Source organism: Paenibacillus sp. EKM301P (genome assembly GCF_011800295.1).
GTDB lineage: Bacteria > Bacillota > Bacilli > Paenibacillales > Paenibacillaceae > Paenibacillus > Paenibacillus polymyxa.
The window spans coordinates 49,902-74,554 of sequence record NZ_JAALFM010000006.1 but is presented as its reverse complement, the minus strand read 5'-3'; the positions used below and the strand labels follow the sequence as shown (position 1 = coordinate 74,554).

Here is a 24,653-nt window from a genome sequence, read left to right as displayed (position 1 = left end):
GGATTATAAATGACTTTAGTCAAAGACTTTTTATGGGGAGGAGCAACTGCTGCAAACCAATGTGAAGGTGGATATTTGGAAGGGAATAAGGGATTGTCAACCGTCGACGTTATACCCGCAGGACAGGATCGCGTTTCTGTAATGAAAGGCAAGATGAAAATGATGAAATGTGATGATGAGCATTTCTATCCGAGCCATGAAGCCATCGACTTTTATCATAATTATAAGGAAGACATTGCTTTATTTGCAGAAATGGGTTTCAAATGCTTTCGTTTATCTATTGCATGGACACGAATCTATCCAAATGGGGATGATACATTACCCAACGAAGAAGGTTTGAAGTTCTACGATGATGTTTTTGATGAGTGTTTAAAATATAATATAGAGCCTTTAGTAACGATCACTCATTTTGATGTGCCGATGCATTTGGTAAAAACGATCGGTTCTTGGAGAAGCCGTAAAATGGTTGATTATTATGAAAGACTATGCGAAACACTATTCACTCGCTACAAAGATAAAGTGAAGTATTGGCTAACCTTTAATGAAATCAATATGTTATTACACCTACCATTCGGGAGCTCAGGATTGGTGTTTGATGAAGATGAAGATGAAGATGAAGAAGCTGTGAAGTATCAGGCAGCTCATCACCAATTGGTCGCGAGTGCTAAAGCTACTGAAATTGCACGCAAAATAAATTCCGAATTCAAGATAGGATGTATGTTGGCGGGTGCCAGCACTTATCCCTATACTTGCGCTCCTGAAGACGTATGGAAAGCCATGACAAGGGATCGAGAGCATTACTTCTTTGTGGATGTACAATCTCGTGGTGAATACCCGAATTATGCCAAAAAAATGTTCGAAAGGATGAATATACATCTGAAGATGCAAGATGGTGATAAGGAGCTTCTGAAAAATAATACAGTTGACTTCGTTTCATTTAGTTACTATGGTTCGCGATTAACAAGTGCTGACCCAGCAGTTAATACTCAAACCGCTGCCAATCTATTTCCGACATTACGAAATCCCCATTTAAAAAGAAGTGAATGGGGCTGGCAAATTGACCCACTCGGGTTGAGAATTACATTAAATGCATTGTATGATCGCTATCAAAAACCATTATTTATTGTCGAAAATGGGTTGGGAGCTGCGGACAAGCCTGATGAAAATGGATGTATCTCGGATGATTACAGAATCGAGTATATTCGGGAACATATCCGCGCATTTAAAACTGCTGTAAAAGAAGATGGCGTAGAATTGTTAGGATATACAACCTGGGGGTGCATTGATTTAGTAAGCTCAAGCTCTGGAGAAATGAGCAAAAGATATGGTTTCATCTACGTGGATAAAGATGACCAGGGAAATGGTACGTTAAGCCGTAGTAGGAAAAAGTCCTTTAATTGGTATAAGAAAGTAATTAACAGCAATGGAGAAGATTTAGACTAAGTTTATACAGACATAGCTAGTTGATGGTGGAATCACAGTCGACCAGATGTGACGCTTACAAACTTTTTCTAAACAAGACCCTTAATTTAAAATGCGATATATTCTCTTGTTCTCACTAACATGAGGCAAGTTCTTCTTGTGGTAAGCATTTTCTTGTTATTCGGGACCGTGCTCTCAATAGGAAATAAAGTTATGGGTTTAAGTACGAAAACATGGAGCGAATGCCGCTTCATGTTTTCGGTGCTGTGCCGGGTATGGGCCTTATCTCTAGTGTTCAAGTCCCGAATGCGAGAACAGTTTTCAAAACCCTACCCTCATCACGAAATTAGGATGAGAATTTTGTTTAAATAACCTCAGTACAAGAAATTACTCGATTTACTAGATTTGTTGGGAATGCAATTTAAAAATTTCTGTCTAACAATATCCCAGTTTGTTCTGCCATGACACGAGGGGGGACTGACATTCCATTCTTAAACCACCATTCTACGATCCCCACGACCGCGGCCCCAAAAAATTGAAGAATGACATCTTCACTTAAGCCTTGATTTATTCCTTCTGTTACATCGACTTCAACCTTGTACTCCTGGACGACTAAATCAAGAAATTGACTACGAAAATAAGCTGAACTTTTCGTGTTTAGCATGGTTGAAAAGAATAAATGATTGTCTGCAAAGTATTCGAACCAGACATAATTTCCTTCTTGGAAACTCATTTCAGATGCTGTGTGGCAAAGTTCACGGAGATTGTTTATATGTTCTTCAATTATCTTATCTAGCAAGTCAAATTTATCCATGTAATGGAGATAGATTGTTCCTCGATTAACATTTGCCCTATCAGAAATATCCCGAATTGTAATGTCATCAAAGTTTTTTTCAGTCATCAGTTCAAGTATTGCTTTCTTTATGGCTTCTTGAGATTTGAGTACCCTTCTGTCCACTTTAGTCATTTTTAAAGTCCCCTTACTGAGATAATCGGCAATTACGGATAATTTGTTGAGTAATCCACACATCGAAAGAAATTGATTATTGCAAGCATTTTGTATCCGTTTAGAATTATAAACGTAAGTTGATTAAACAATCAATGTTCATTTTTTTATTTGGAGTTATCTAAACTCAATGATCAGCACGCGTACCCGTGCTGAGGCAAGTCAAGATCGCACCACACGAAAGGGAGGAACAATGAAATGGATTATACGAAACTTGGAAATACTGGCTTGGATGTATCCCGGATTTGTCTTGGTTGTATGGGTTTTGGAGACGCACAAAAAGGTCATCATCGATGGGTACTTGATGAAGAACGCGCTCGTCCAATCATAAAAAAAGCTCTGGAGCTTGGAATCAATTTTTTTGATTCTGCAAACGTGTACGCTGACGGGACAAGTGAGGAAATAATTGGAGGTGCATTAAAGGATTTTTCGAACCGTGATGAGATTGTCATCGCGACTAAAATACATGGACGAATGCATCAAGGACCCAATGGCGCTGGACTTTCCCGCAAGGCGATCATGAGCGAAATCGATAAGAGCCTTAAGAGATTGAAAACCGACTACGTCGATCTGTATCAAATTCATCGTTGGGATTATAACACGCCTATCGAAGAGACGATGGAGGCATTGCACGATATAGTTAAGGCTGGTAAGGCAAGATACATCGGAGCCTCTGCAATGTGGGCATGGCAGTTTGAGAAAGCTTTACATATAGCTGAGAAGAATGGGTGGACCCGATTTGTATCAATGCAGAATCATTTAAATCTCATTTACCGTGAAGAGGAGCGAGAGATGCTCCCACTTTGTAAGGAAGAAAAAATTGGGGTCATTCCTTATAGCCCGCTCGCAGGAGGAAGGTTGGCGCGGGAGACAACAACACATCGTGCCGAAACTGATGAAATTGCAAAACAAAAATATGATGCAACAACAGATGCGGATCAATTGGTGGTGAACCGGGTTGCGAGTTTGGCAGAGAAACATGGTGTTCGCCGGGTTCACATCGCACTTGCGTGGCTTCTACATAAAGAACCGGTAGCCGCTCCTATTGTCGGTGCGACAAAAATATCCCAGCTCGAAGATGCAGAAGCTGCTCTATCTATTCAATTAACTGCTGAAGAAATTGCGTTTTTGGAAGAACCATATGTACCGCACCGAATCGTTGGTCATTTTTAAATTCATATAAATTGGTGTCGCACGGTCTCTTTGATAAGAGAGATGCACATGAGTTTTTGTGTCAGCTCGTCGTCATTAGACATAAACTCACAATAAAGGAGAATAAATTATGCCTGTAATTACAATTGAAGCAGCTAAATTAACTAAAGAGCAAAAAAGAAAGTTAGTAAAAGACCTTACTACATCAGCTTCAACTATCATGAATATACCTGAACAAGCATTCTTTGTGTTCGTAAGGGAAAATGAACTAGATAATATAGGTGTTGCAGGACGGATTTTAGCAGACAAAGCTGTAAATAATCCACTGAAAAGTGAGGAGTAAAATAATTAACTTGGTATCCATTTAAACAATTAAGATAGAAAAAAATATTCTTGGATGGAGAAAATTTAAAATGAAAACACTTGTTCTTGTTTTTCACCCTGATTTAACTGCTTCCCGTGTTCATCGTCGCTTAACGGAAGAAATGAAGAAGCAAGCTGGTGTTACAATTCACCATGTTTATGAGGCATACCCGAATGAGAAGATCGATGTCGCTGCCGAGCAGAGTCTATTGGAGCAGCATGATCGCATCGTTTTGCAATTCCCATTCTACTGGTACAGTACGCCTTCATTGCTGAAAAAATGGGAGGATGTAGTCCTAACTCATGGCTGGGCATTTGGAAGCAAAGGGGACAAGCTGCACGGAAAAGAGCTGCTGATTGCCGTTTCTACCGGCGCTGCTAAAGAAAACTATTTACCAGACGGTAATTTTAAATACACCGTTTCCGAGCTGCTGCGACCTCTTCAGGCAACCAGTAACTTGATTGGAACACGCTATTTGACACCATATATCTTGTATGGTGTAATGCAACACCTGTCAGATGAGGAGCTAGAGCAAAGTGCCAAGGATTATGTGGCTTATGCGCTGAACCCTAAACTTGTCTAGAAGAATGGTGATGCTAAGCCTGTTGGCTTCATCATAGAGACGGGAATTGGAGGTTACCGCGTCGCAATTATCGTCATTCTTTCAGTGGGTCTTATTTATCCACAAAAAAAACAAGCAGGAGGCACAGTTATGAATCGAATTGAAAAGAGTGAAGAAACGTTTAAACAGCTATTTGGTAATGGAATGCCGGGAGCATACGCTACTGATCCTGATTTTCAGGACATCCTGAGCCGTTTTATTTTTGGGGAAGTTTTTTATCAAGGGAAGTTGGACGATAAACAACGTGAGCTTATCACTCTGGTGGTGCTTGTAACGAATCAAACGTTACCTCAGCTCAAGGCGCATGCTCATGCTGCACTGAACGTTGGACTAACTCCGGTAGAAATTAAAGAGGCCATTTACCATTGTGCTCCTTATTTAGGATTCCCTAAAACGCTAAATGCCATCGCGGAGATTAATGAGGTTTTCCAATCCAGAAATATCGAGTTACCTCTCGAAAGTCAAAAGCAGGTTGAAGAAGAGAATCGGTTAGACAAAGGCCTTGCAGTGCAGGTAGAAATCTTTGGCGATATCATTGAAAAGAACAGGGGGAATGTTCCATACAATCAAAAGCATATACAGGACTATCTTTCTGCCTTCTGTTTTGGTGACTTCTATACTCGTGGAGGCCTTGATCTGAAAACACGGGAGTTGCTGACCCTCTGTATTGTGAGTAGTCTCGGCGGTTGTGAAAGTCAAGTCAAGGCACATGTGCAAGGCAACCTGAATGTAGGCAATGACAAGGATATCATGATCACTGCCATCACTCATTGCCTTCCTTATATGGGTTTTCCGAGAACATTAAATGCTTTGAGTTGTGTGAATGAGATCATTCCAGAATAGCAGAAGAAAATTAAGCGAAGAAATAGATTTTTTTATAGATGAAAGTATACCTAAAATTAAGAAAGGTGTTTATCTAAAATGTCAAATATTCAAGAAAAAGTAGTTATTATTACAGGAGCGTCCAGCGGTATTGGAGAAGCAGCTGCAAAAGAACTGGCATCCAAAGGTGCAAAATTGGTTCTTGCCGCTCGCCGCGAAGACCGGTTAAAGAAATTACAAGATGAAATTGAACAAAGCGGCGGAGAAGCTGTGTATAAAGTGACGGATGTAAGTTCGCACCAACAAATGGAAGATCTTGCTGCGTATGCGCTGAACGAGTTTGGAAAAATTGATGTTTTAGTCAATAATGCTGGAATCATGCCGCAGGCTTTTCTTGCTTTGAAAAAGGTTGATGAATGGGACCGAATGATCGATGTCAATATCAAAGGGGTATTGTACGCAATCGGGGCAGTCCTTCCATCTATGAGAGAACGGAAATCAGGTCATATTATTAACCTTTCATCCGTGGCTGGACACAACATCTACCCAGGCGGGACAGTTTATTGTGGTACCAAACATGCCGTAAGAGCAATCTCTGAAGGCTTGCGCCAAGAAGAAGCGATGAGTGGTACAAATATTCGTGTGACCAATATTTCGCCGGGAGCTGTGACCAGCGAACTGCTGGAGACGACAACCGATCCGGCAATGAAAGCGGGCTTGGATGATTTTTACAAGATAGCAATTGATGCAGACAGCATCGCACGTGCCATTGCCTTTGCCATCGAGCAACCATCGGATGTGGGCATTAATGAGATGATCATTCGACCAACAGCTCAAGTTGGATAACGTTAAAAATATAAGAAAGTAGAGATGAAAAATGAAGAACGAGCACTTAAGCCATAGCACACTCTTCCCATTGGGTCAAAAAGTCGAAAAAAACTTTATCGGAGACGCGTACTTACAAATGGTGTTTACCGATCCAGCACCACTCAATACAGCAATCGGGAATGTAACCTTTGCTCCCGGTGCCCGCAATAACTGGCACTCTCATCATACTGGACAAGTGTTGTTAGTTACCGGCGGTGAGGGGTGGTATCAAGAAGAAGGAAAGCCAGCTCAATCACTCAAAACAGGCGATGTGGTAAACATTCCAGCGAACGTTAAACATTGGCATGGGGCTACGAAGGAAAGCTGGTTTGTTCACTTAGCTCTTACACCAGGACAAACAGATTGGTTAGAACCTGTACTGGATGAAGAATATATTAAGCTATGATAAATAATTAACACATATAAACGGCAGCCGTTAATGCCGCCGTTTATATAGAAGCTTCTAATAGATCTGGAACCCTCTGCTGCTATTCTGCGAATTATGGGTCATGAAATATTTGAAGCTAGCACTGAGCGATTGGAGACAGTATTATGCAAACGATCGACCAACAAATGCTTACCGGAGAACGAGCACTTTTCAAGAGAAAGAATCTCATGGTCACTAATTCCATTTTCGCGGATGGCGAGTCCCCCCTGAAGGAAAGCAACGATATTACTATCGATAATAGCATTTTTAAATGGAAATATCCCTTGTGGTATTGCAATAATATTCGTGTTGATCGTAGCACTTTCCTTGTAATGGCCCGATCGGGAATATGGTATACACACCAAATTGTCATCAGTGACAGCGTAATAGAGGCGCCAAAGACATTTCGGCGTTCGAGCGGAATCCGACTGACGTATGTCGATCTGCCCAACGCGCAAGAAACCTTATGGAATTGCGAAGATATTCACTTGAATCATGTGACCGCAAAAGGTGATTACTTTGGAATGAATAGTGCAAATATCACTATCGACGATTTCACATTAGCGGGGAACTACGCATTCGACGGAGCTAAGGATATGGAGATTCGCAATGCGAAGATTATTTCAAAGGACGCCTTCTGGAATTGCGAGAATGTCACCGTCTATGATTCATTGATCATCGGAGAATATTTAGGATGGAATTCGAAAAACATCACCTTTATCAACTGCACTATCGAAAGCAATCAGGGAATGTGCTACATGGACCGTCTCGTAATCGAGAACGGAACGATTCTGAATACCGACTTGGCATTCGAATATTCAACCATTGAGGTGGAAACCAAGACATCAATTGATAGCGTGAAAAATCCAATCTCCGGGAAAATCAAAGCAAAGGATATCGGTGAAATCATCATCAATGACGAAGAAATCAACGCTGCCTACACCCGATATGAGCTGGATAAAGCAGGTGATCGATTTGTCCTTTAATTTTGATAAAATGACGAACCGTTTGGCCACTAACTCTTATAAATGGGATGTTGAACCAGAAGAGCTGCCGATGTGGGTGGCGGATATGGACTTTGAGACTTCGCCTGCTGTAGTCGATGCTCTGCAAAAGAGATTAGACCATCATATTTATGGATATACCTCGATACCAGATACTTATTATGATGCAGTTGCCCATTGGTGGGAAAAGAGACATCAATATCAGATCCAAAAAGAATGGATTATGTTTTGCACGGGGGTAGTGCCGGCGATATCATCTATCGTACGCAATATGACCAAAGCCGGCGACAAAGTGCTAGTGCTTGCGCCTGTCTATAACATTTTCTACAACTCCATAAAGAACAATCAACGAGAAGTTCTGGTAAGCGAGTTGATTTACAAAGACAATGGATATTCGATCGAATTTGACGATGTGGAGAAAAAGCTAGCCGATCCTGACACAACGCTTATGATTTTCTGCAATCCGCACAACCCCATAGGTAAAGTGTGGGACAAACAAGTTCTTGAGAAACTCGGCACGCTCTGCGTCAAACATGAGGTCCTTATCCTTTCCGATGAAATTCACTGCGACTTAACACACCCAGGCCACCAACACATTCCGTTCGCTTCCGTATCGGAAGTGATCGCACAAAATTGCATCACCTGTGTGGCACCGACGAAAACTTTCAATCTTGCGGGAATTCAAACTTCAAGTATTATCGTGCCGAATTCGAAGATTCGAAAACTTGTACACCGTGGCATTAACACCAATGAAGTGGCCGAACCTAACTTTTTTGCGATTGAAGCAGCAATCTCTGCCTTTACGGAAGGCGAACCCTGGCTGCAAGCCTTATTGGAATATCTCATGGCGAACAAGCAATATCTCGAACATTATTTGGCTAGTGAACTACCGCAGCTCCAAATTATCCATTCGGAAGCGACTTATTTGGCCTGGATCGATTGCCGGAACATAACTTCTAATGTAAGTCAACTGTGTAAGTTCATAAGGAAAGAAACGGGGCTGTATGTCTCGGAGGGCGCCATTTATGGCGGCAATGGACACGGTTTCATTCGATTGAACTACGCCTGCCCTAAAAAACGACTAACTGATGGATTGCAGCGCTTGAAGATTGGGATTCAGGCATATCAAAGAATGAATGATTGATTCAATAATGGTTACACTTGAACCTGAAACCATGTCATAATAATCTGAGACTGGCGCATTCTGGGGATTTTTGTTTTAAGTGAGGAATTAAGTTGTTAAATGTTTATGAGAGAAAAGGAATATTTAAAGCCATTTTTGAAAGGAGAGATATTCGATCATTTAATAGAAAACCCATATCCAGAGATAAGTTAAACAACATATTAATGGCTGGATCATGCACCTTCCGTTGGTTTTATGAAACCTTGGGATTTTATTGTAATTGACTCTCAAGAAGTTAAAGAACGATTGGCGCATGCATGTCATAAAGAAATACAGGCCTTGTCCATACACTATGAAGATGAAAAAAAGAAAAGATTTCTCTCGTTAAAATTAGAGGGTATAAGGGAAGCACCTATAACGCTCTGTATTACATGTGATCCAACAAGAGGTGGCGGACATGTAATTGGGCCAAAATTCTATTCCTGAAACTGATATTCTATCCGTAGCCTGTTGTATCCAAAATATGTGGTTGGCGTCTTATGCAGAAGGAATAGCAATGGGGTGGGTGAGTTTTTACAAGAAAACAGACGTACGGGAAATACTGAATATTCCACCACATATTGATCCTATTACATTGATTTCATTAGGTTACACGGATTTTTATCCTACAAAACCAATCCTAGAGCAAGTAAATTGGGAGAGGCGTCGAAATCTAAATAATCTAATACATCATAATGCTTGGGAATGATTGAAATATAAATGAAAAAGATAAATTTATTCGAGGTTGCAAAAGACATAAACGATTATGCGAACTTGGAGTCACTTATAACCTCAGTAAACAAGTTTCCTGTAGAATGACATAAAATTACCAACCAAGAAATCCCTTGTTTTATAAGGGATTTTTAATTTTTGGTAGGGAACTTTGTGTCAATTTTAAAAAAAACGTTTATGTTAGGCATTTTTATCTCCGAAGATCATGTTATACATATGTACAAAATACGGGTTTTGTGAATATGTCTGAAGAGAACCTTATAGATGTAGTTTTCTGCTGCAGTTGTGTCCGTTGAAGTTAACTTTATTGCATTAGTGAACTTAAGATTATTGCATAAGTAAAAATGAAGATAAAGTTGTGGCATAAATCATATCATCCATCCTTTATGCAATAACTTTATCTTCAATAATCATCTACTGAATTACAATTGAACTTAGAGTTAATGCATAAAAAAATCTAAATCCATTTTATTAACCGCTGTCTTCAGATCGTCATCTGATAAATGTGTATATATCATCGTTGTCTGTACTGATAAATGACCTAGTTGATCCTTCAGTTTTGGAACATCACTTTACCATAAAGATTAGCATATTTTTGAATTAACTTTTCTATGGATCTTTGAGTAAGTCTTCGTGTGCCTCCTTTTCTTCCTACAGGAGCAGCTATAAATAAGGCTATCTCTTTGAGCTGGGTTTATACCTTTGATCTCTAATTTTTATATATTCTTTGATGTCATATAATGCAAGTCACTAAAGTAAACATACTGCTCCTTACCGCCTTTACGGATTACTCGTAGTAAATTTTCAGTCAAGTCTACATCTTCAATGTTAGCGCCAACCACTTCGGATAGTCTCAATCCAGATCCCAAAATCAAGGAAGCAATGGCTGTATCACGCTCACGATTAAATATAACAAACTCTGTTGAAGTAACCCAATTATAGCTGCAGAAAGACAAAAAGATGAAATAGACTGCTGATATTAATTATTCAAAATTAGTGTTGACTTCAAGTTAACTTTAAGATTTAAAGTATGATTATTAACTTGAAGGAGTGATTACATTGTCAGAACAAAAAGTATGGCTTATCACAGGATGTTCAACAGGATTTGGTCGACACATCGCGGAGCAAACGATTGATGCAGGTTATAAAGTCGTAGTAACCGCCCGTAATGTTGAGCAGATAACAGAGCTTACAGCCGGGCATGAAGATCATGTGCTCGTGAACAATGCAGGTATCGGATATTTTAGCTCTGTTGAGGAAAGCGTAGAAGAAGAAACGCGTAAGATGTTCGAAATTAACTTCTGGGGACTCATGCATATTACGAATGCTGTACTTCCCTACATGCGCTCACAAAAAAGTGGTCACATTATAAACTTCTCGTCCATTGGCGGTCTAACTTCCTTCCCAACTCTCGGGTATTATCACGCAACAAAATACGCCGTTGAAGGTATTTCCGAAAGTCTTGCGCAAGAACTGGCTCCTTTTAATATTTATGTGACTTTAATGGAGCCAAGCAGTTTTCGTACAGATTGGGGTGGCCGTTCTTCTGCCAAGACTGAGACAAGCATACCTGAGCTTAAAGAATCTATTGTCGGACATATGCTGCAAGGTATTCAACTTGGTGCTGGTCAAGAAGCTGGAGATCCTGTAAAGGCTGCTGAAGCGGTTATTAAAGTCGTGGAAACAACGGAACCTCCACTTCGTTTGTTGCTTGGTCAACAAGCCTATGATGCGGCAACCTATAAATTTAACAACATGCTTGTCAGCATCGAACAATGGAAAGAAACAACGATAAACGCAGATTACAAATAATAAAATCACTTATTGGAAGGATAGCTAACGTATTGTTTCTGCTGCCCTTTTCTGTGTATCCACATCTCGTCCTTCATTCAGAGCCAGCTAAATAAATCAAGTTTGCAGCATCCTGTTAAATTTTTAACAAGATGCTGCAATAACTAATTTACATTCGTGATAATTTTTCCTTTATCTCTTTCCATGTGGCTGTGTACTGGTTCTTTAACACGGTATCATCGATATTTGTGATTGATCCCTTAATAAAATGATTCAATTCATCCAGAGAATGATTTTCTGCCCATTGATTTAATTCCTCTACGACTTCCTGCTGATAAATGACAAGGGAGCCATAAACAGTATCATCAATTCCTTGATGAGCAGGTAATTGTATACTCTCTCCCTGATAACGATCAAAAGCAGAAGAAGCTTTCCAGGTAGCAGCATTTCTGTTTCTGCCAAGCTACGGGAGAGCATATCTCTGAGATACGGAATATCATCGGTTACACCTGTTCCGGATGTCGCTCGGTGGCTCCCGTAAGATTCTACAGTTCCATCGTCGTAAATGTTCAGGTTGAACGGTTTCTTACTGTCATAAGGAAGTATGCTGTCTTTATCCGGGTCAGTAATAATAATGTGCACTGTTCTTGTGAGGTCTGAAGGCAGTTCTTCTTCCAAAGTATGTCCGAGAACTCCCGGATAGCTGTTATTCAGTCTTGTCGAAAACCCCTCCAGCATTGAACTTCCGTTTTCTTCATAGGTGAATCGTCTTGAAATCTGATCGATTGGAACCAAAACATCAGACGTAACATGATTGATGACCAGAGGACTACTAAAATGATTTGCCAGTGCAACCGGGGAGAATGCTTCCCATCTTGCGATGTCTTCTTTATCCGGAAAATTATCTAAGATCGGCTCAAACATACCAGATACCATACCTAGAAACGGAATCGGTAAGTCCATCATCGTTTTCAGCATTTCTTTCGCCGTTATCTCCGCAGTGATCATTTTAAACAATCCTTTAAGCATAACCCAGCCCATCTTGTTGTTGTTCAATTGGTTTCCTTCGGGAAAATACTGATAAAAATTAAAGTACACATTAGCAATCGGTGAATTCGCGATCGAAGCATTAATCCCCATTTGCAAAGCGTTAAGCATCAGTGTCGTGTATCCACCTGCGCTGCCCCCAACGAGGGCGATTCTTTGATGATCGACTTCTTCCATATGACGAAGCGTATATAAGGCGGCATTATTGAAAACCAGATCATCATCGGTCAGCTGACCGTTGTATTTATTATCAAATTTCGTCGGTGAAGCAACCATCCACCCTTCAGCTAGATACTTGCGCAATTCCACAGCATCCTCGGTCATTTCATAGTGAGGAATATAGATGACGGGGATCGGCTGCTCCGCATCCTTCGGAATATAGAGCCTCATTTGTCGGGTGTCCACTATATTGTCCTTGCTGATGTATTTTATATCAATGGTTCTCTGCTCAATATTTTCAAGAGGATGAAATCCTTCTTGGGATTGCGCCTGTTGTGCAAATATCTTATCAATATCTAGTTCACTGCTATCAACTTTTGGAGGGAATAACATATTTTTAATTCTCAGTCCCACGATCAAAAGAATGAATATCAATATACACAAGCCTATTATTTTAATCATTTTTCTCATTGAATTCTCCTTGATATTTGTTGAGGATGTCTACTGTCTTGTGTCTTATTTTCCTTGAAGTAATATACCTGATCTGAATAAACTGAAAATAAACTGATATGATGATGCCTATAACCAAATAAAACACAAACGGATATTTTTAACTTAATATTTCTGTTCTGTAGCAATCTTACGAAGTAATTCCAACTCAACTAAAAAAGGACTGGAATCCAGTCCTTAATCAGGTATATAACATTGTTGTAATTTTATATAAAAATAATTCATTGACTTCTAATAACATCTTGCCAGTTCGCATTTTCAAGTAACTCTGCATCGTCACCAAAGAATGCGTTACCCGCTTGAACATCACCTTTCAGCCAATACATAAACCAGGCTGTCATATATCCGTCAGCATGGGTGAGCATATCACCGTGGTCCGTGTTGACACGCCTTGCCATAACTTTGGTTACCGTATCGGGAATATTGGAATAATTCGTATTAAGTGACCAAAGCGGAGTAATTCCTTGCCCTTCTGTTGCCGTTATGTCTTCGGCAGCTCCCGCATCAAAATATCCTGTACCTGCAACCATGAAGTAAGGAATGTCAACCTTTGATATATCGTAACTCCAATCGGTTCCCAATTCGCTTTGTTGTCCCCAGAAACTTGATGTGGCACTTGCTGTATACATAGCTTTGTAAAAACTACCGTTGTCCTGCTTGGTTACAGCATTAATTGCTCCTACGCCGCCTTGCGAATGTCCCCCAATTCCAATATTGTTTACATCAATCTTCCCATAAAAATCACTAGAACTATCTTTATTCAAACTTAACATAAAATTAAGACTGGCTGATGAAGATGCCCCCGTTCTTGAATTTTCATCCTCATTACCTACCACAATAAACCCCCATGAAGCGAGGTGTTTAAAAACAGCTGTGTATTTTGAAGCAGTGGTGCCTGTACCGTTAGCCATGATTACGAGAGGCAGTGCAGATGCACTATCTTTCATGTCGGATGGGTACCAAATCTCATTCTTCTTAAAGGTAGCATTTTCTGAATCAAATTCCTGATAGGAAACCTTATATGGCCCCATTGCAGTATACTGTGTTTCAATTGGCTTGTCAGTCTCAACTAATTTATAATAATATGCATTACGATACCATAGAATCGCAAGAACTCCAACAATAACAACAATTACGATAGCAACTAAAATCAATAAAATTCTTTTTATTATTTTCATAAACTCCACCTCATTAAGCTTTTCATTTTCTTTCATTATTTAACACTTAACTACTTAAATCATGGGCAGAATAACATGCGTATGATTTTGAAAAACTAAGTTTAAAGCAATTGATCACTTTGATATAACCCAACACCTCCATGATTGTTTAAACTGACTGAGCATGCAGATGAGAATATTGGAACAACAGAACATCCGGGAGTTTGATGAATCGTTATTACTAGAATTACACTAACATGATTATATAAACTGAAAATAAACAAGAAGCACAATGCCCGTTGTTCATTCCAAACAGATATTGTGATAGAATGCCAGTTCAGTTACTAAAGAGTAACGGAAAGGATTGAGGGGAATGTTTCAAATTCTCGTTGTAGAAGACGATAAAAATACGGCCAAATTAATGAAAACTATCATTGGGTCTGCAGGATACGAGGTGTTTTTGACGGAGAATGGCATCGTGGCATTAGAATTATTAGACAAGCAGCATATTGATTTAATTGTTCTTGATATCATGATGCCTCAAATGGATGGATTCGAGTTGACTCAAACGATCCGCGAGAGCAAAAATGATATTCCTATTCTGATGGTTAGTGCCAAACATTTACCGGCAGACAAACGTAAAGGCTTTATGGCAGGAACAGACGATTACATGGTCAAACCTGTGGACGAAGACGAAATGCTACTTCGGATTAAGGCTTTGCTTCGGCGAGCCAAGATCCAGAATGAACGGAAGCTTCAAATAGGAAAAATCACGCTGCAATACGATGAATTATCGGTGTCAAGAGAGAATGAAGTGCAGACACTGCCGCAGAAGGAATTTTATTTATTGTACAAATTGCTGTCGTACCCAGATAAAATTTTTACCCGTATTCAGTTAATGGATGAAATTTGGGGCATGGACTCTGAAACAAGTGATATCACGTTAAATGTTCACATCAACCGTTTAAGAAAGCGATTTGGCGATTATCCAGAATTTGAAATCATATCCATCCGAGGAATTGGCTATAAGGCGGTAAAACATAGTGAGTAGAAGGATAATAAACTTTATCAGAGAGAGATCTTTACGTGGATTTGGACTAACTTTTATGTTTACGTTCATTGTGTTGTTTATTTTGCTCATATCCATTTTTCTTTCGTTGGTCATTGTCGTGTTTTTCGTGTATATCGGACTCTACACTTCCCCTCCAGCCGAAGATCCAAATTCAGGAGGTGGCTTAGTGCTTGTTACATATTTTGTAACAGTGAGTATTCTGGTCAGTATTCTTGCATCGTTGATATTTAGCCGAATCCCGCTCTCTCCCATTCGAAAAGTCATACATGCTTCTGAAGAGCTGGCCAAAGGGAATTTTTCCGTCCGTATTCACCTTAAGGGGCCAAAAGAGTTAAGAAAGTTGAACAGAAGTTTTAATCACATGGCTGAAGAACTCGGTAGTCTTGAAATGCTGCGGTCCGATTTTATTAATAATTTTTCGCATGAATTTAAAACACCGATCGTTTCCTTACGAGGGTACGCGAAAGTTTTGAAAAGAAAAAACTTATCAGATGAGGAACGCAATGAGTATTTGGATATCATCATCAATGAATCGGAACGTTTGGCAGAACTTGCTACAAATGTGCTTCAGTTATCCAAGATCGAAAGCCAAGCCATCATCACTGAGAAAACGACTTTTAACTTAACCGAACACATCCGAACGGTTATTGTATTGTTGGAGCCGAAATGGTCGGCGAAAAATATAAGCTTTCAGTTTGATTCGTCTGAACTGATGGTTACTGCAAATGAAGATATGCTTAGTCAAGTTTGGATCAATCTTCTGGACAATGCCATTAAGTATTCGCCTTCGAATTCCGAGATCACAATCGATATGAATTCGAAGATTCAACATGTTAGTATATCTATTCACAACAACGGTCCAGGGATTGATGCCTATCAGCAAAAACACATATTTGATAAATTCTATCAAGGAGATCCTTCTCACGCCTCCCCTGGCAATGGATTGGGTTTAAGTATTGCGCAAAAGATTGTTATGCTGCATGGTGGGACGATCCGGGTTGTAAGCTCAGATGACACAGGTACAACTTTTGAAGTGATTCTTCCTTCACCCTAGAAATAATCCCATTTTCTCAGCATCTAAATTGAGAAAATGGGATTATTCACTTCTGGAAAATGTCCAAACCCCAACAACCTCAGGAGATTAATTTTTATTTAAATCACGATTTTTCAGAAGTAAAGTCATCTCTTCTGAAGTTTCCTGCATACCTCTAGCAAACCATTCTTCAATCCATCCGAACAATCCATATGAAAAATAAGCTGCTACATAAGCACCGAAGTTTGGATATTCTGGTTTTGGTCCGAATAGTTCTTTGAGTATTTCCTTCAGCAGATAGAACAATTTCCTTTGGCTAAGAAGCAGATAAAAATCTCTATTTTTACTAAAGTGTCCAAACAAACTCCCCAAAAGTTCATCTTCCGATGTACCACCACTATCTTGATATTCCTTATACCAACTGTCTATTAATTTATAAAGATATTCTTTCAGCACATCTTCTTTTTCATCATAATTCCTGTAAAACGAAACGCGACTTACTTGTGCTGTTGAGGTAAGATCACTGATTGAAATCGCCTTAAGTTCTTTCATTTTCAACAAATCAAGAAGTGATTTTGTAATTTGAAGCTTCACATGTGTGTTTTTCAATCTTTTATCTTCCACGTTACATTTTTTCCTTTCTGTATCATTTTCTATCGATTCATTGATTCTGATTTTAACCAATGATACATTTGTTACACAAAAAATGATACGTCTATTTTATGGAGTTCATACAACGGATGTATTCTAGATAAAGGAGAAAATATGATAACAAAAGACCTCTGATCACTCTTGTTAAAATTGTAGTTGAGCCAATTAAGTGACCAATCGATATCAGCTCCCTAGCGTATAGTTCGGTATGTTGTAAAAAGGCCCAAATTCCGGCACGGAAAAAAGTCTGAACATTAGGATAAAACAACTCAAGGGGTAACATCACGAAGAAATTGATAAGGAGATTAAGAGATGACACTTTCACAAAAACGCATGGTTATTCTGATTTTAGTTATCATCGTAGCTGCCGTTTTGGGCCGTCTTGCAGTGCGGGCATTTATGAATCTTTTGCTCGGCGGTACACTGTTTGGAGGTAACTTCTTATGAAAAATGAGAGAAAAGGCAGAAAAAAAATGTTGTGGGGATTTATTTATGTTGGTGTTTTTATTCTTGTGTTCGCGGCTTCAGCAATCATCAAAATGACATACAATCCACTGTCTGGAGAGATGCAAGTTCATTGGAATGACACCGTTGGGCATGCATATTCAGATATCGCCTATGACGATAAGGAGCAAAATAAATTTGATCTCTATGTTCCAGCAGATAATACAAAGAAAAGCTATGGTCTTGTCGTATATCTCCATGCAGGAGGTTTTTCAACTGGTGACAAAAGTGATGACGCCAATATGCTGAAATGGCTTACTTCAAAAGGTTATGTCGCCGCTGGTATTAATTATACGCTGCGTAATGAAAATAATCCCGAAGCCAGTGTATATACTATGTCACAGGAAATCAAAAAAAGTATTCCAGTTGTAAAAGCGGAAGCGGAAAAGTTAGGCTACAATCTCGATAGAATGGCGATATCCGGTGGCTCGGCAGGTGGAACTTTGGCGCTATTGTATGCTTATCGTGATGCGGACACCTCTCCTATTCCTGTAAAAATGGTATTTGAGATGGTAGGACCACCGAGCTTTTATCCAGAGGACTGGGCTACCTACGGTTTGGATCAGAATCCAGAGGCAGCAGCAAACTTATTCAGCGTTATGTCTGGTAACACGATTACAACAGATATGATAGGAAAAGCAAGCTATGATGAAGCAGTCAAAGATATTTCACCGTTTATGTGGATTGATAAAAATTCTGTACCAACGCTAGCTGCCTATGGAAAATACGATGAGGTCGCTCCGTTCGGAACAGTAAAATATCTGATCAACGCACTGGAAAAAAACAATGTTCCCCATGATTATTTCGAGTTTCCTCATTCGGGGCACGGTCTGCAAAATGACAATAAGCTATATTTAAAATATATAGAAAAGTTGAATGAGTACCTGGAACGATATATGGGGAGTGAATAAGACAGATAGCTGTTTGAGGCAACAAAATGTGACAGATTTAGAGAAGGTACTATTTTTAAAAACTACCTTCTCTACTATCCAAAGTGAAAACGAAAAACTTAAGAATAACCGTCAAAAAAGCAGGTTTATTAATTAAATTTGAAGTTTAATATTTCCTAATTCATTACGCTTAAGGTTACTATTCATATATTACGCTTAACAAGACAATATCTCTTTCAGGTTATACGGCTTCAACATATGTCTGAGCAGGCTTTTCCGCCCGTGTTTATCTCTTCTTGAGTCTTTTTGTCATATGAAATGAGAAATCGTACTTCATTATGCTACCTATTCAAGTTAACTACATATGCTTTTTATTTAGATATATAACTAAACTAATCGGTAATCGGTCTATGCTTACATCAGTTTATTTTCAGTTTATTCAGATCAGGTATACTACTTCAAGGAAACAAGGCAGACAATCCACAAGACCTACGCTAAATTTATAATTTATTGAGAGTTAAGGAGATTTACGTGCATGAAAAAGATGTTGAAAATTACTGGTTGTATTATTTTTATCATTGCAGTATTGATTGCCGCTTTGTTGATTTACTTAGCAAATAATCCTGCCGTTCCGAATAATTATACGGAAACAGTCAAAACAGGCGGCGAGTTGGAAGCAAAGTATATAGCTATGGGTGAGCACGAGGTAAGTTATTTTGAAAGTGCCGCTATGATGTCATTTAAGAAATATGAGATTTTTTATCCAGCGGATATATCCGAAATGAATAGATCGCTCCCCGTTGTTGTATTTGTCAACGGAACAGGGATCACAGGCTCTAAATATCAGGCACTGCAAAAACATCTTGCCTCTTGGGGATTTATCACAATTGCCACAGAAGAAGAGTATGCATGGAATGGGTTTTCCGCTGAAATGTCTGTTCGGTATCTTGAGCTTTTGAATGAATACAAAGATAAAATCAATGGTGGGGATAATGTTTTTTATAAGAAGATAGACCTCGACCATATTGGTATTACCGGACATTCACAGGGCGGCATCGGTGTAATAAACGCTATTACAGATCAGAAGCATTCTGACATCTATAAAGCTGCTGTAATGTTGAGTTCCGCGAAGACCGTGATGAGCGAAGCTCTGCAATGGACATCTGATCCTACGCTCATCAAAGCACCAACTATGATTATTGGTTCCACTGGCAACACAGATGAGCAGATTGCACCTCTGGAAAGCCTGCAAAAACTTTATAATGACATCCTCAATAATGTCACAAAAGTGATGGCAAGAAGAAATGATGCCGATCATGGGCAAATGCTTTACTATGCAGACGGATATGTAACCGCATGGTTTATGTACTATCTTAATGGCGATACCGAAGCAGGAAACGCATTCTTCGGAGAGAATGCTGAAATTCTATCTAATGCAAACTTTCAGGATATTAAAAAAAACCATTAAGGGATTTGTCAAAGATTCGTGAGCGGTTTTCCACCCCTTACATTTTCGGGCAATGGTTGATTAAATCAAGCGAACGCTCCAAAGCCACATCGGATACTTGGGCAAAGTCTGTGCCTTTAGGAAAGAACGGTACAGTCTAACTCTCAATTTTCGGCATTGTATATGACCGACCAGATGCTGGAGATTACGAAATTTACTCATTCGCATTAACGATTCCAGGTTTCCAAATATGAAACCGGAGATATTACACTGGATATCGATACGCTCTATGCCATAGCAATTGCATTAAATGTACAGGTAGAGCAGTTGTTGCACACTGAGCCCAAAAACCGTTTGATTAGCAAAAAAGGCGTCCCTTCAGCTGAATATTAAACCATACCACGAAACCTTTCTCTGACTAAGGTTAGAATTTATTATTTTTTCATTAATGTGCGCTCACCAAGCCATAATCCTATGGTTTTAGCCAAGGGATTATGGCGAATGAGCATTAAATTAAATACACTCTTATCTCCCATCCAAATAAAAATTGATTCAGCTTCGTTTTACAAGTACCTGCCCTTTTCCTTTGCCATTTCGAATGACAAGCTATCTGAGTATTCGGTTTGTTTGGAGTGACTACAGGACTCACGTATTAACAAGAGTCAGTTGTTGGTTTTCTTCTTTACCTGAACAGGTACATTAAAATCATCTACGTTGATATGTCCAAACCCGCCTTTGGATTGGTCGACCACCTTTATATAAAGCTCCTCGCCGATATAATCCGTCGCATCCCAAATCTTCCGTTGATATTCTTCATAATTGGTTGCTGTCTCTTTAAATAACTCTTTGCCGTCCGACGCCCGAACCAACGCAACATACAGACGATCTATATCCCGGCCGCCGCTGATAAGGAAGTTGATCTTACCGTTCCCACCAAGGACGAAATTTTGAGATCTTAGCGCTCCGGTTAAGCTGTCGCCGCCGGCTTGCTCGTTGAAGCCCCACAAATGGTAGCCGCCCGGAATTTTATGCGACGGGTTGAAGTAAATGTTGTCCCAGAAGAACTGGGTATTGGTCACATGGACATTCTGAAAGGCGTCTCCTTCCGTTATCCACCCTGTTAAGTCGCCCGTAGCAAAATCATGGTTAGGCAGCTCTGTAATATCCTTATACACAGAATTATCCCACTTATCGGGTACATAGACCGGAGCAGCCGGTTTACCCGTTAAGGCATTCATATCCCATACTTGCATGGATTTGATATTGATATCGCCATCGGCCCAGATCTGTAAGCCTAGGGAGTCGTATCTGCCTACATAGACACGAGTTGTCAGCTTCTTCTTGTAATTTGCAAATGCTTCAATGACCGAGCGATCGAGAAAGATATGGAGTTTCAAGTTCTCTCCTTTAAGATCTACATATCCTCCTTGAATGCCGTCCACACGCACATCCGGATCAATGCTGCTCTTGGTTCGATCCACGTTAAATGTCCCGTTCTTCTTGTCGTAGTAAATGAGCGTCTCTTCTTGGCCTTTTTCCGAGCGTCGCACCTTGAGACCAAATTTCTGGGCTTCACGCGGATCAATCTCCATCACAATCTCTAGTATGTCGCCTTTGACATTCTTAATCAATTGATTGGCACTCTCCAAATTTTTGTCCGAAAAATCAACCCACTTTTTCCCTCGAAGGCTCTGTAGTTCTTTAATCGGTTCGATATGCAATTTATCATGCTTATCGAGGCTTAGGGAAACCGGCAAAGATAAATTATGAGCCCATCCGGATTGATATTCGGCTTGCGGTGTTCTTACATTTTGCACCATGGAAAATACGACCGTTCTTCCGTCGGGTGTGACCAGACCGCTCTCTGCGGTTAAATAGCCGTCACCTACATCCATTTTGGAGGGTGCCTCCTGATCAGGAATAAATTTAAAGTTATCCCGGTCCCAGGTCCCGATCCAGTAAAAGACCTCAACATCTCTTTGCACATCGTTCGCTGGAGGAACATGCTCCGGCTTTTCATGGGGATTAATCATGAAAATATATTTTTGCTTGCCCGTACTATCCGTGCCTAACGGCAATAACACTGGTAGCTCCCATACCGTCCCCAACTCCGGATAACGGCTTCTGTCACTAACGTATAACGGACCCTTATATTCCCAATTGTACATATCATCGGATACATACACCAAAGCTGTGCCGCTGCTGAAGTCTGGAAGACCAGATGTCACTAGCTGATACCACTTGTCCACCTCTTTGTCGTACCATACAAACGGATCGCGGAACTCGTTGTGAATGCCTTTTCCGTTCTGCTCCGTTACCGGTATAGGATATTTCACCCATTTTTCCAAATAGGGATCGGACAAATCCGCCGGAGTTGCCAACCCTGTTCTTTGGTTCGGCGACAAGGAGTCGTTGCCAGCGGTATAGAACAGAACAGGATTGCCGTTTCGATCATACGCTGCACTGCCTGACCACGTGCCGTCCGGATCTAGGGTGCCCGCTTCGGGCGCAAGAGCAGGTCTTACATTTTCCCAGTTCACCATATCGTCACTCACCCAATGCCCCCAGTGGATTTGATGCCAGAATGGACCTTGCGGGTTATGTTGATAAAATAAATGGTATTTGCCGTTATAGTAAATCGGTGCATGTGCTTCATTCATCCAGTTTTGCGGAGGCATCGCATGGTACTGGGGTCGGTGCTGATCTCCGTCAAACACACTTGGATCCTCATCAATGTCCGCATTCAGAATTTTCGGAATTGAACCTCCATGAAGCGCCTTCACGCTCTCATATCCAGCAAGTATCTCCTGGTTTGTAAGGGCTTTATTATGCAGCTTCACTTCATCTAGGAGTCCGCTGAACATATTGAAGGAGAACACCCCTGCTAACTCTACAGGTTTATTATTTTTCCCGATGATCAGGCTTTCGGTAGATGGTGTGATCGGAACGTTGACGGGGGTTGCTTGGGAAGCCACTTCCTCACCGTTTAGATATAATTTAATTTTTCCATCTTCTTTACTGAAAGTAGCAGCCACATAATTCCACTTGTATTTTTCCAACGGGTGGTCCTTTACCCATACCTGAATCCACTGACCGCCAATGCCTACTTGCATCGACCATGTACCGTGCCGATACATACCAAGAGAAAAGCCTTCCGCTTTATCTTGATCGGATTGGTTTACGATCGCAGACAACTTGTTTCCGTCTCCCCACTCATAGCTACGCGGTGCAACCCAAGCTTCGATGGTTAACGCGTCGCTTACAGGCACAGTATCGTTTGCATTGACCTCAATATAATTCGAGTATCCATCGAACAATAAGGCGCCGCCTTTTATTCCACGCGGAGTCCATCTCGGATCCTTCGATGCCATATACCTGGCGTTGCTAAATACATAGTTCACATCGTGCCTAAGATTGTGTACCTTCTCCAACGCTTTCTTTCCTGCGCCTTCATCAAGGTTTAAGTGGAAAATAGTACCCTTACCACTTGCTTGGAAACTATCAACGGCAATGTTGGCTTCATTGGAATAATCGACAACCTTTACATAGAGCTTCTTGTTGTAGTGTTCTTGCACTTTCCATGAGATTTTCTCGTTCGCGCTGACATTCCCGGTTTTCATGAGCAATGTGTTGCTGTTCGCATCGTAAAGTGCAACATATGCGTTTTCTGGTTTGAGGATATCCAAAATAATAAAGTTAATTGTTCCGGTTCCCTGAAGCGTAAAAGTATTAGAAGTGATAGAGCCCTTTCCTTGCATGGAGGATTTGGCAAAGAAGTTCCCTTCTTTGCTCGCATGAGCTTCATTAGTCACTTCAAAAGCATCTCCCTCAACAGTCCAGCCATCGAGATTTCCGGTTTCAAAGCTTGGATTATCGATTTCATAGCGCTTGAAATCCGGCTTGATATCCGTCGCAACAATTCCTTCAGCTGGCTCCGACTCATGGTACATGGAGAATGCGTCCGCAAAAATGACTCCCCAATCCGAGGTTGCATTATCGACGACCTCCACATACAGTTTCTTGCCCAAATATGTGGAAAGATCCGCCTTGTATTGCACCATATTGGCAAGCCGCATGCCCAGCGCGGGATCTGGGAAGCCAACGTCGACGAATGCGCTATTTCCGTATCGGGCAATAACTTGTCCCGTATCGACTTCCACAATATTTATAAATACCTTGTCTGGGTTCTTTGCACCGCCAAGCCTGAAGCTGATCCAGCCGCTGCCGCCCAGCTCGAAAGTGCTGGAATGAATTATACCTGTCGCAGATTCGTCATACTTCCAGCCGTTTAAATGATAAGCTCCTTCCTGGTTATACGGTATTTTTTCCGCCCACCAAGTCGTTTCGTCGGTTACGCTATTCGGACCGAACGCCTCGCCTTTGACAACGGTCCATCCCGTCAAATCTCCTGTTTCAAATCCAGGATTCCGGATTTGATAGACTGAATCCGTAACTGACAATCCCATGTCATTCTTAGGAATATTCTTGATTTGATAAATCGCATCCGTAACCGATGATTTCACATCATTCTTAGGAACGAGCGTTTCTCCAGCAACAGTTCTATTTTCGGATGCGACAGAGATTCCCGGAACAACAAGCTGGAGAACCATAGCCCATATAACCATTCCCGATATCCAACATTTTCTTCCTTTGGCTTTCCTCATTCTCGAGCCTCCTTCGAAACTTGTTATACTTGCGAACATCGATACCTCATTTCGAAATGCTCTCCTTGTACAAAGATGAATAGTCATGAAGAAGGGAGAATATGAATGAAACGTTTCCAAACGGAGGAATGCAAAATTACTTGATCAT

At 40.5% G+C, this 24,653-nt stretch carries 20 protein-coding genes and 3 pseudogenes; 17 read left to right on the top strand and 6 right to left on the bottom strand.

The annotated features are described in order from the left end of the window. Positions 1-9: 9 nt before the first annotated feature. Positions 10-1,443: a 6-phospho-beta-glucosidase gene (locus tag HFD99_RS15955; RefSeq protein ID WP_123797228.1), complete on the top strand. Its 1,434-nt coding sequence runs from the start codon at positions 10-12 to the stop codon at positions 1,441-1,443. A 400-nt stretch (positions 1,444-1,843) separates the two neighbouring features. On the opposite strand, the gene HFD99_RS15950 is transcribed toward HFD99_RS15955, so the two are convergent. Next, a complete protein-coding gene (locus HFD99_RS15950; protein ID WP_016820885.1) occupies positions 1,844-2,389 on the bottom strand; it encodes a TetR/AcrR family transcriptional regulator in 546 nt (181 codons plus the stop codon). 237 nt (positions 2,390-2,626) lie between these two features. Here HFD99_RS15950 and HFD99_RS15945 point away from each other — a divergent pair, with 237 nt between their 5' ends. The 9 genes and pseudogenes from HFD99_RS15945 (at position 2,627) to bluB (ending at position 9,557) form a co-directional block, all read left to right on the top strand. Further along, the gene (locus HFD99_RS15945) at positions 2,627-3,601 is read left to right on the top strand and encodes an aldo/keto reductase (protein WP_016820886.1); all 975 of its coding nucleotides are present in this window, start codon (positions 2,627-2,629) and stop codon (positions 3,599-3,601) included. Positions 3,602-3,710: 109 nt separating this feature from the next. After that, positions 3,711-3,923 carry a 4-oxalocrotonate tautomerase DmpI gene (gene dmpI, locus HFD99_RS15940; RefSeq protein WP_016820887.1) on the top strand — a complete coding sequence of 71 codons (213 nt, stop codon included), beginning with the start codon at positions 3,711-3,713 and terminating at the stop codon, positions 3,921-3,923. 70 nt (positions 3,924-3,993) lie between these two features. Continuing rightward, entirely contained in the window at positions 3,994-4,527 is a 534-nt protein-coding gene (locus HFD99_RS15935) for an NAD(P)H-dependent oxidoreductase (protein WP_017426962.1), read from the top strand. A gap of 129 nt (positions 4,528-4,656) precedes the next feature. Further along, on the top strand, positions 4,657-5,409 hold the full coding sequence (locus HFD99_RS15930; protein WP_016820889.1) for a carboxymuconolactone decarboxylase family protein: 753 nt from the start codon (positions 4,657-4,659) through the stop codon (positions 5,407-5,409). Between the two features lie 78 nt (positions 5,410-5,487). Next, entirely contained in the window at positions 5,488-6,234 is a 747-nt protein-coding gene (locus HFD99_RS15925; protein WP_016820890.1) for an SDR family oxidoreductase, read from the top strand. Positions 6,235-6,265: 31 nt separating this feature from the next. Beyond that, the gene (locus tag HFD99_RS15920; RefSeq protein WP_016820891.1) at positions 6,266-6,661 is read left to right on the top strand and encodes a cupin domain-containing protein; all 396 of its coding nucleotides are present in this window, start codon (positions 6,266-6,268) and stop codon (positions 6,659-6,661) included. A 146-nt stretch (positions 6,662-6,807) separates the two neighbouring features. Then, on the top strand, positions 6,808-7,668 hold the full coding sequence (locus HFD99_RS15915; protein WP_016820892.1) for a DUF3737 family protein: 861 nt from the start codon (positions 6,808-6,810) through the stop codon (positions 7,666-7,668). Next, positions 7,598-8,830: a MalY/PatB family protein gene (locus tag HFD99_RS15910; RefSeq protein ID WP_225164887.1), complete on the top strand. Its 1,233-nt coding sequence runs from the start codon at positions 7,598-7,600 to the stop codon at positions 8,828-8,830. The genes HFD99_RS15915 and HFD99_RS15910 overlap by 71 nt, the downstream gene beginning before the upstream one ends. 92 nt (positions 8,831-8,922) lie before the next feature. Beyond that, positions 8,923-9,557, top strand: a pseudogene (gene bluB, locus HFD99_RS15905) (5,6-dimethylbenzimidazole synthase). Positions 9,558-10,020: 463 nt separating this feature from the next. On the opposite strand, the pseudogene HFD99_RS15900 reads toward bluB, so the two are convergent. Further along, a pseudogene (locus HFD99_RS15900) lies at positions 10,021-10,488 on the bottom strand (tyrosine-type recombinase/integrase); the annotation flags it as partial. A 142-nt stretch (positions 10,489-10,630) separates the two neighbouring features. Here HFD99_RS15900 and HFD99_RS15895 point away from each other — a divergent pair. Further along, positions 10,631-11,392: an SDR family NAD(P)-dependent oxidoreductase gene (locus tag HFD99_RS15895; RefSeq protein ID WP_225164886.1), complete on the top strand. Its 762-nt coding sequence runs from the start codon at positions 10,631-10,633 to the stop codon at positions 11,390-11,392. Positions 11,393-11,689: 297 nt separating this feature from the next. Here HFD99_RS15895 and HFD99_RS15890 read toward each other — a convergent pair whose 3' ends face one another. Together HFD99_RS15890 and HFD99_RS15885 are read right to left on the bottom strand one after the other, a co-directional pair. After that, positions 11,690-13,048 (bottom strand): alpha/beta hydrolase family protein, encoded by a 1,359-nt coding sequence (locus HFD99_RS15890; RefSeq protein ID WP_225164885.1) that lies wholly within the window; start codon positions 13,046-13,048, stop codon positions 11,690-11,692. A gap of 260 nt (positions 13,049-13,308) precedes the next feature. Then, positions 13,309-14,301: a poly(ethylene terephthalate) hydrolase family protein gene (locus HFD99_RS15885; protein ID WP_123797226.1), complete on the bottom strand. Its 993-nt coding sequence runs from the start codon at positions 14,299-14,301 to the stop codon at positions 13,309-13,311. A gap of 316 nt (positions 14,302-14,617) precedes the next feature. On the opposite strand from HFD99_RS15885, the gene HFD99_RS15880 reads away from it, so the two are divergent. Beyond that, positions 14,618-15,295 carry a response regulator transcription factor gene (locus HFD99_RS15880; protein WP_016820900.1) on the top strand — a complete coding sequence of 226 codons (678 nt, stop codon included), beginning with the start codon at positions 14,618-14,620 and terminating at the stop codon, positions 15,293-15,295. A 187-nt stretch (positions 15,296-15,482) separates the two neighbouring features. Next, positions 15,483-16,370: a HAMP domain-containing sensor histidine kinase gene (locus HFD99_RS15875; RefSeq protein WP_225164884.1), complete on the top strand. Its 888-nt coding sequence runs from the start codon at positions 15,483-15,485 to the stop codon at positions 16,368-16,370. 87 nt (positions 16,371-16,457) lie between these two features. Here the strand turns inward: HFD99_RS15875 and HFD99_RS15870 are convergent, their stop codons facing one another. Continuing rightward, the gene (locus HFD99_RS15870) at positions 16,458-16,973 is read right to left on the bottom strand and encodes a TetR/AcrR family transcriptional regulator (protein ID WP_016820902.1); all 516 of its coding nucleotides are present in this window, start codon (positions 16,971-16,973) and stop codon (positions 16,458-16,460) included. Between the two features lie 339 nt (positions 16,974-17,312). Between HFD99_RS15870 and HFD99_RS25940 the strand changes: the two genes are divergently transcribed. The 4 genes and pseudogenes from HFD99_RS25940 to HFD99_RS15855 form a co-directional block, all read left to right on the top strand. After that, positions 17,313-17,447: a hypothetical protein gene (locus HFD99_RS25940; protein WP_260148562.1), complete on the top strand. Its 135-nt coding sequence runs from the start codon at positions 17,313-17,315 to the stop codon at positions 17,445-17,447. Beyond that, the gene (locus HFD99_RS15865; RefSeq protein ID WP_123797224.1) at positions 17,444-18,415 is read left to right on the top strand and encodes an alpha/beta hydrolase; all 972 of its coding nucleotides are present in this window, start codon (positions 17,444-17,446) and stop codon (positions 18,413-18,415) included. Before HFD99_RS25940 ends, HFD99_RS15865 begins: the two co-directional genes overlap by 4 nt. A 514-nt stretch (positions 18,416-18,929) precedes the next feature. Next, positions 18,930-19,862, top strand: coding sequence for a poly(ethylene terephthalate) hydrolase family protein (locus HFD99_RS25545; protein ID WP_025364908.1), 933 nt, complete (start codon positions 18,930-18,932; stop codon positions 19,860-19,862). 228 nt (positions 19,863-20,090) lie between these two features. After that, a pseudogene (locus HFD99_RS15855) lies at positions 20,091-20,234 on the top strand (helix-turn-helix domain-containing protein); the annotation flags it as partial. Positions 20,235-20,503: 269 nt separating this feature from the next. Here HFD99_RS15855 and HFD99_RS15850 read toward each other — a convergent pair. After that, complete coding sequence (locus HFD99_RS15850) at positions 20,504-24,505, bottom strand: GH32 C-terminal domain-containing protein (protein WP_123797223.1); 4,002 nt, start codon at positions 24,503-24,505, stop codon at positions 20,504-20,506. Positions 24,506-24,653 lie beyond the last annotated feature (148 nt).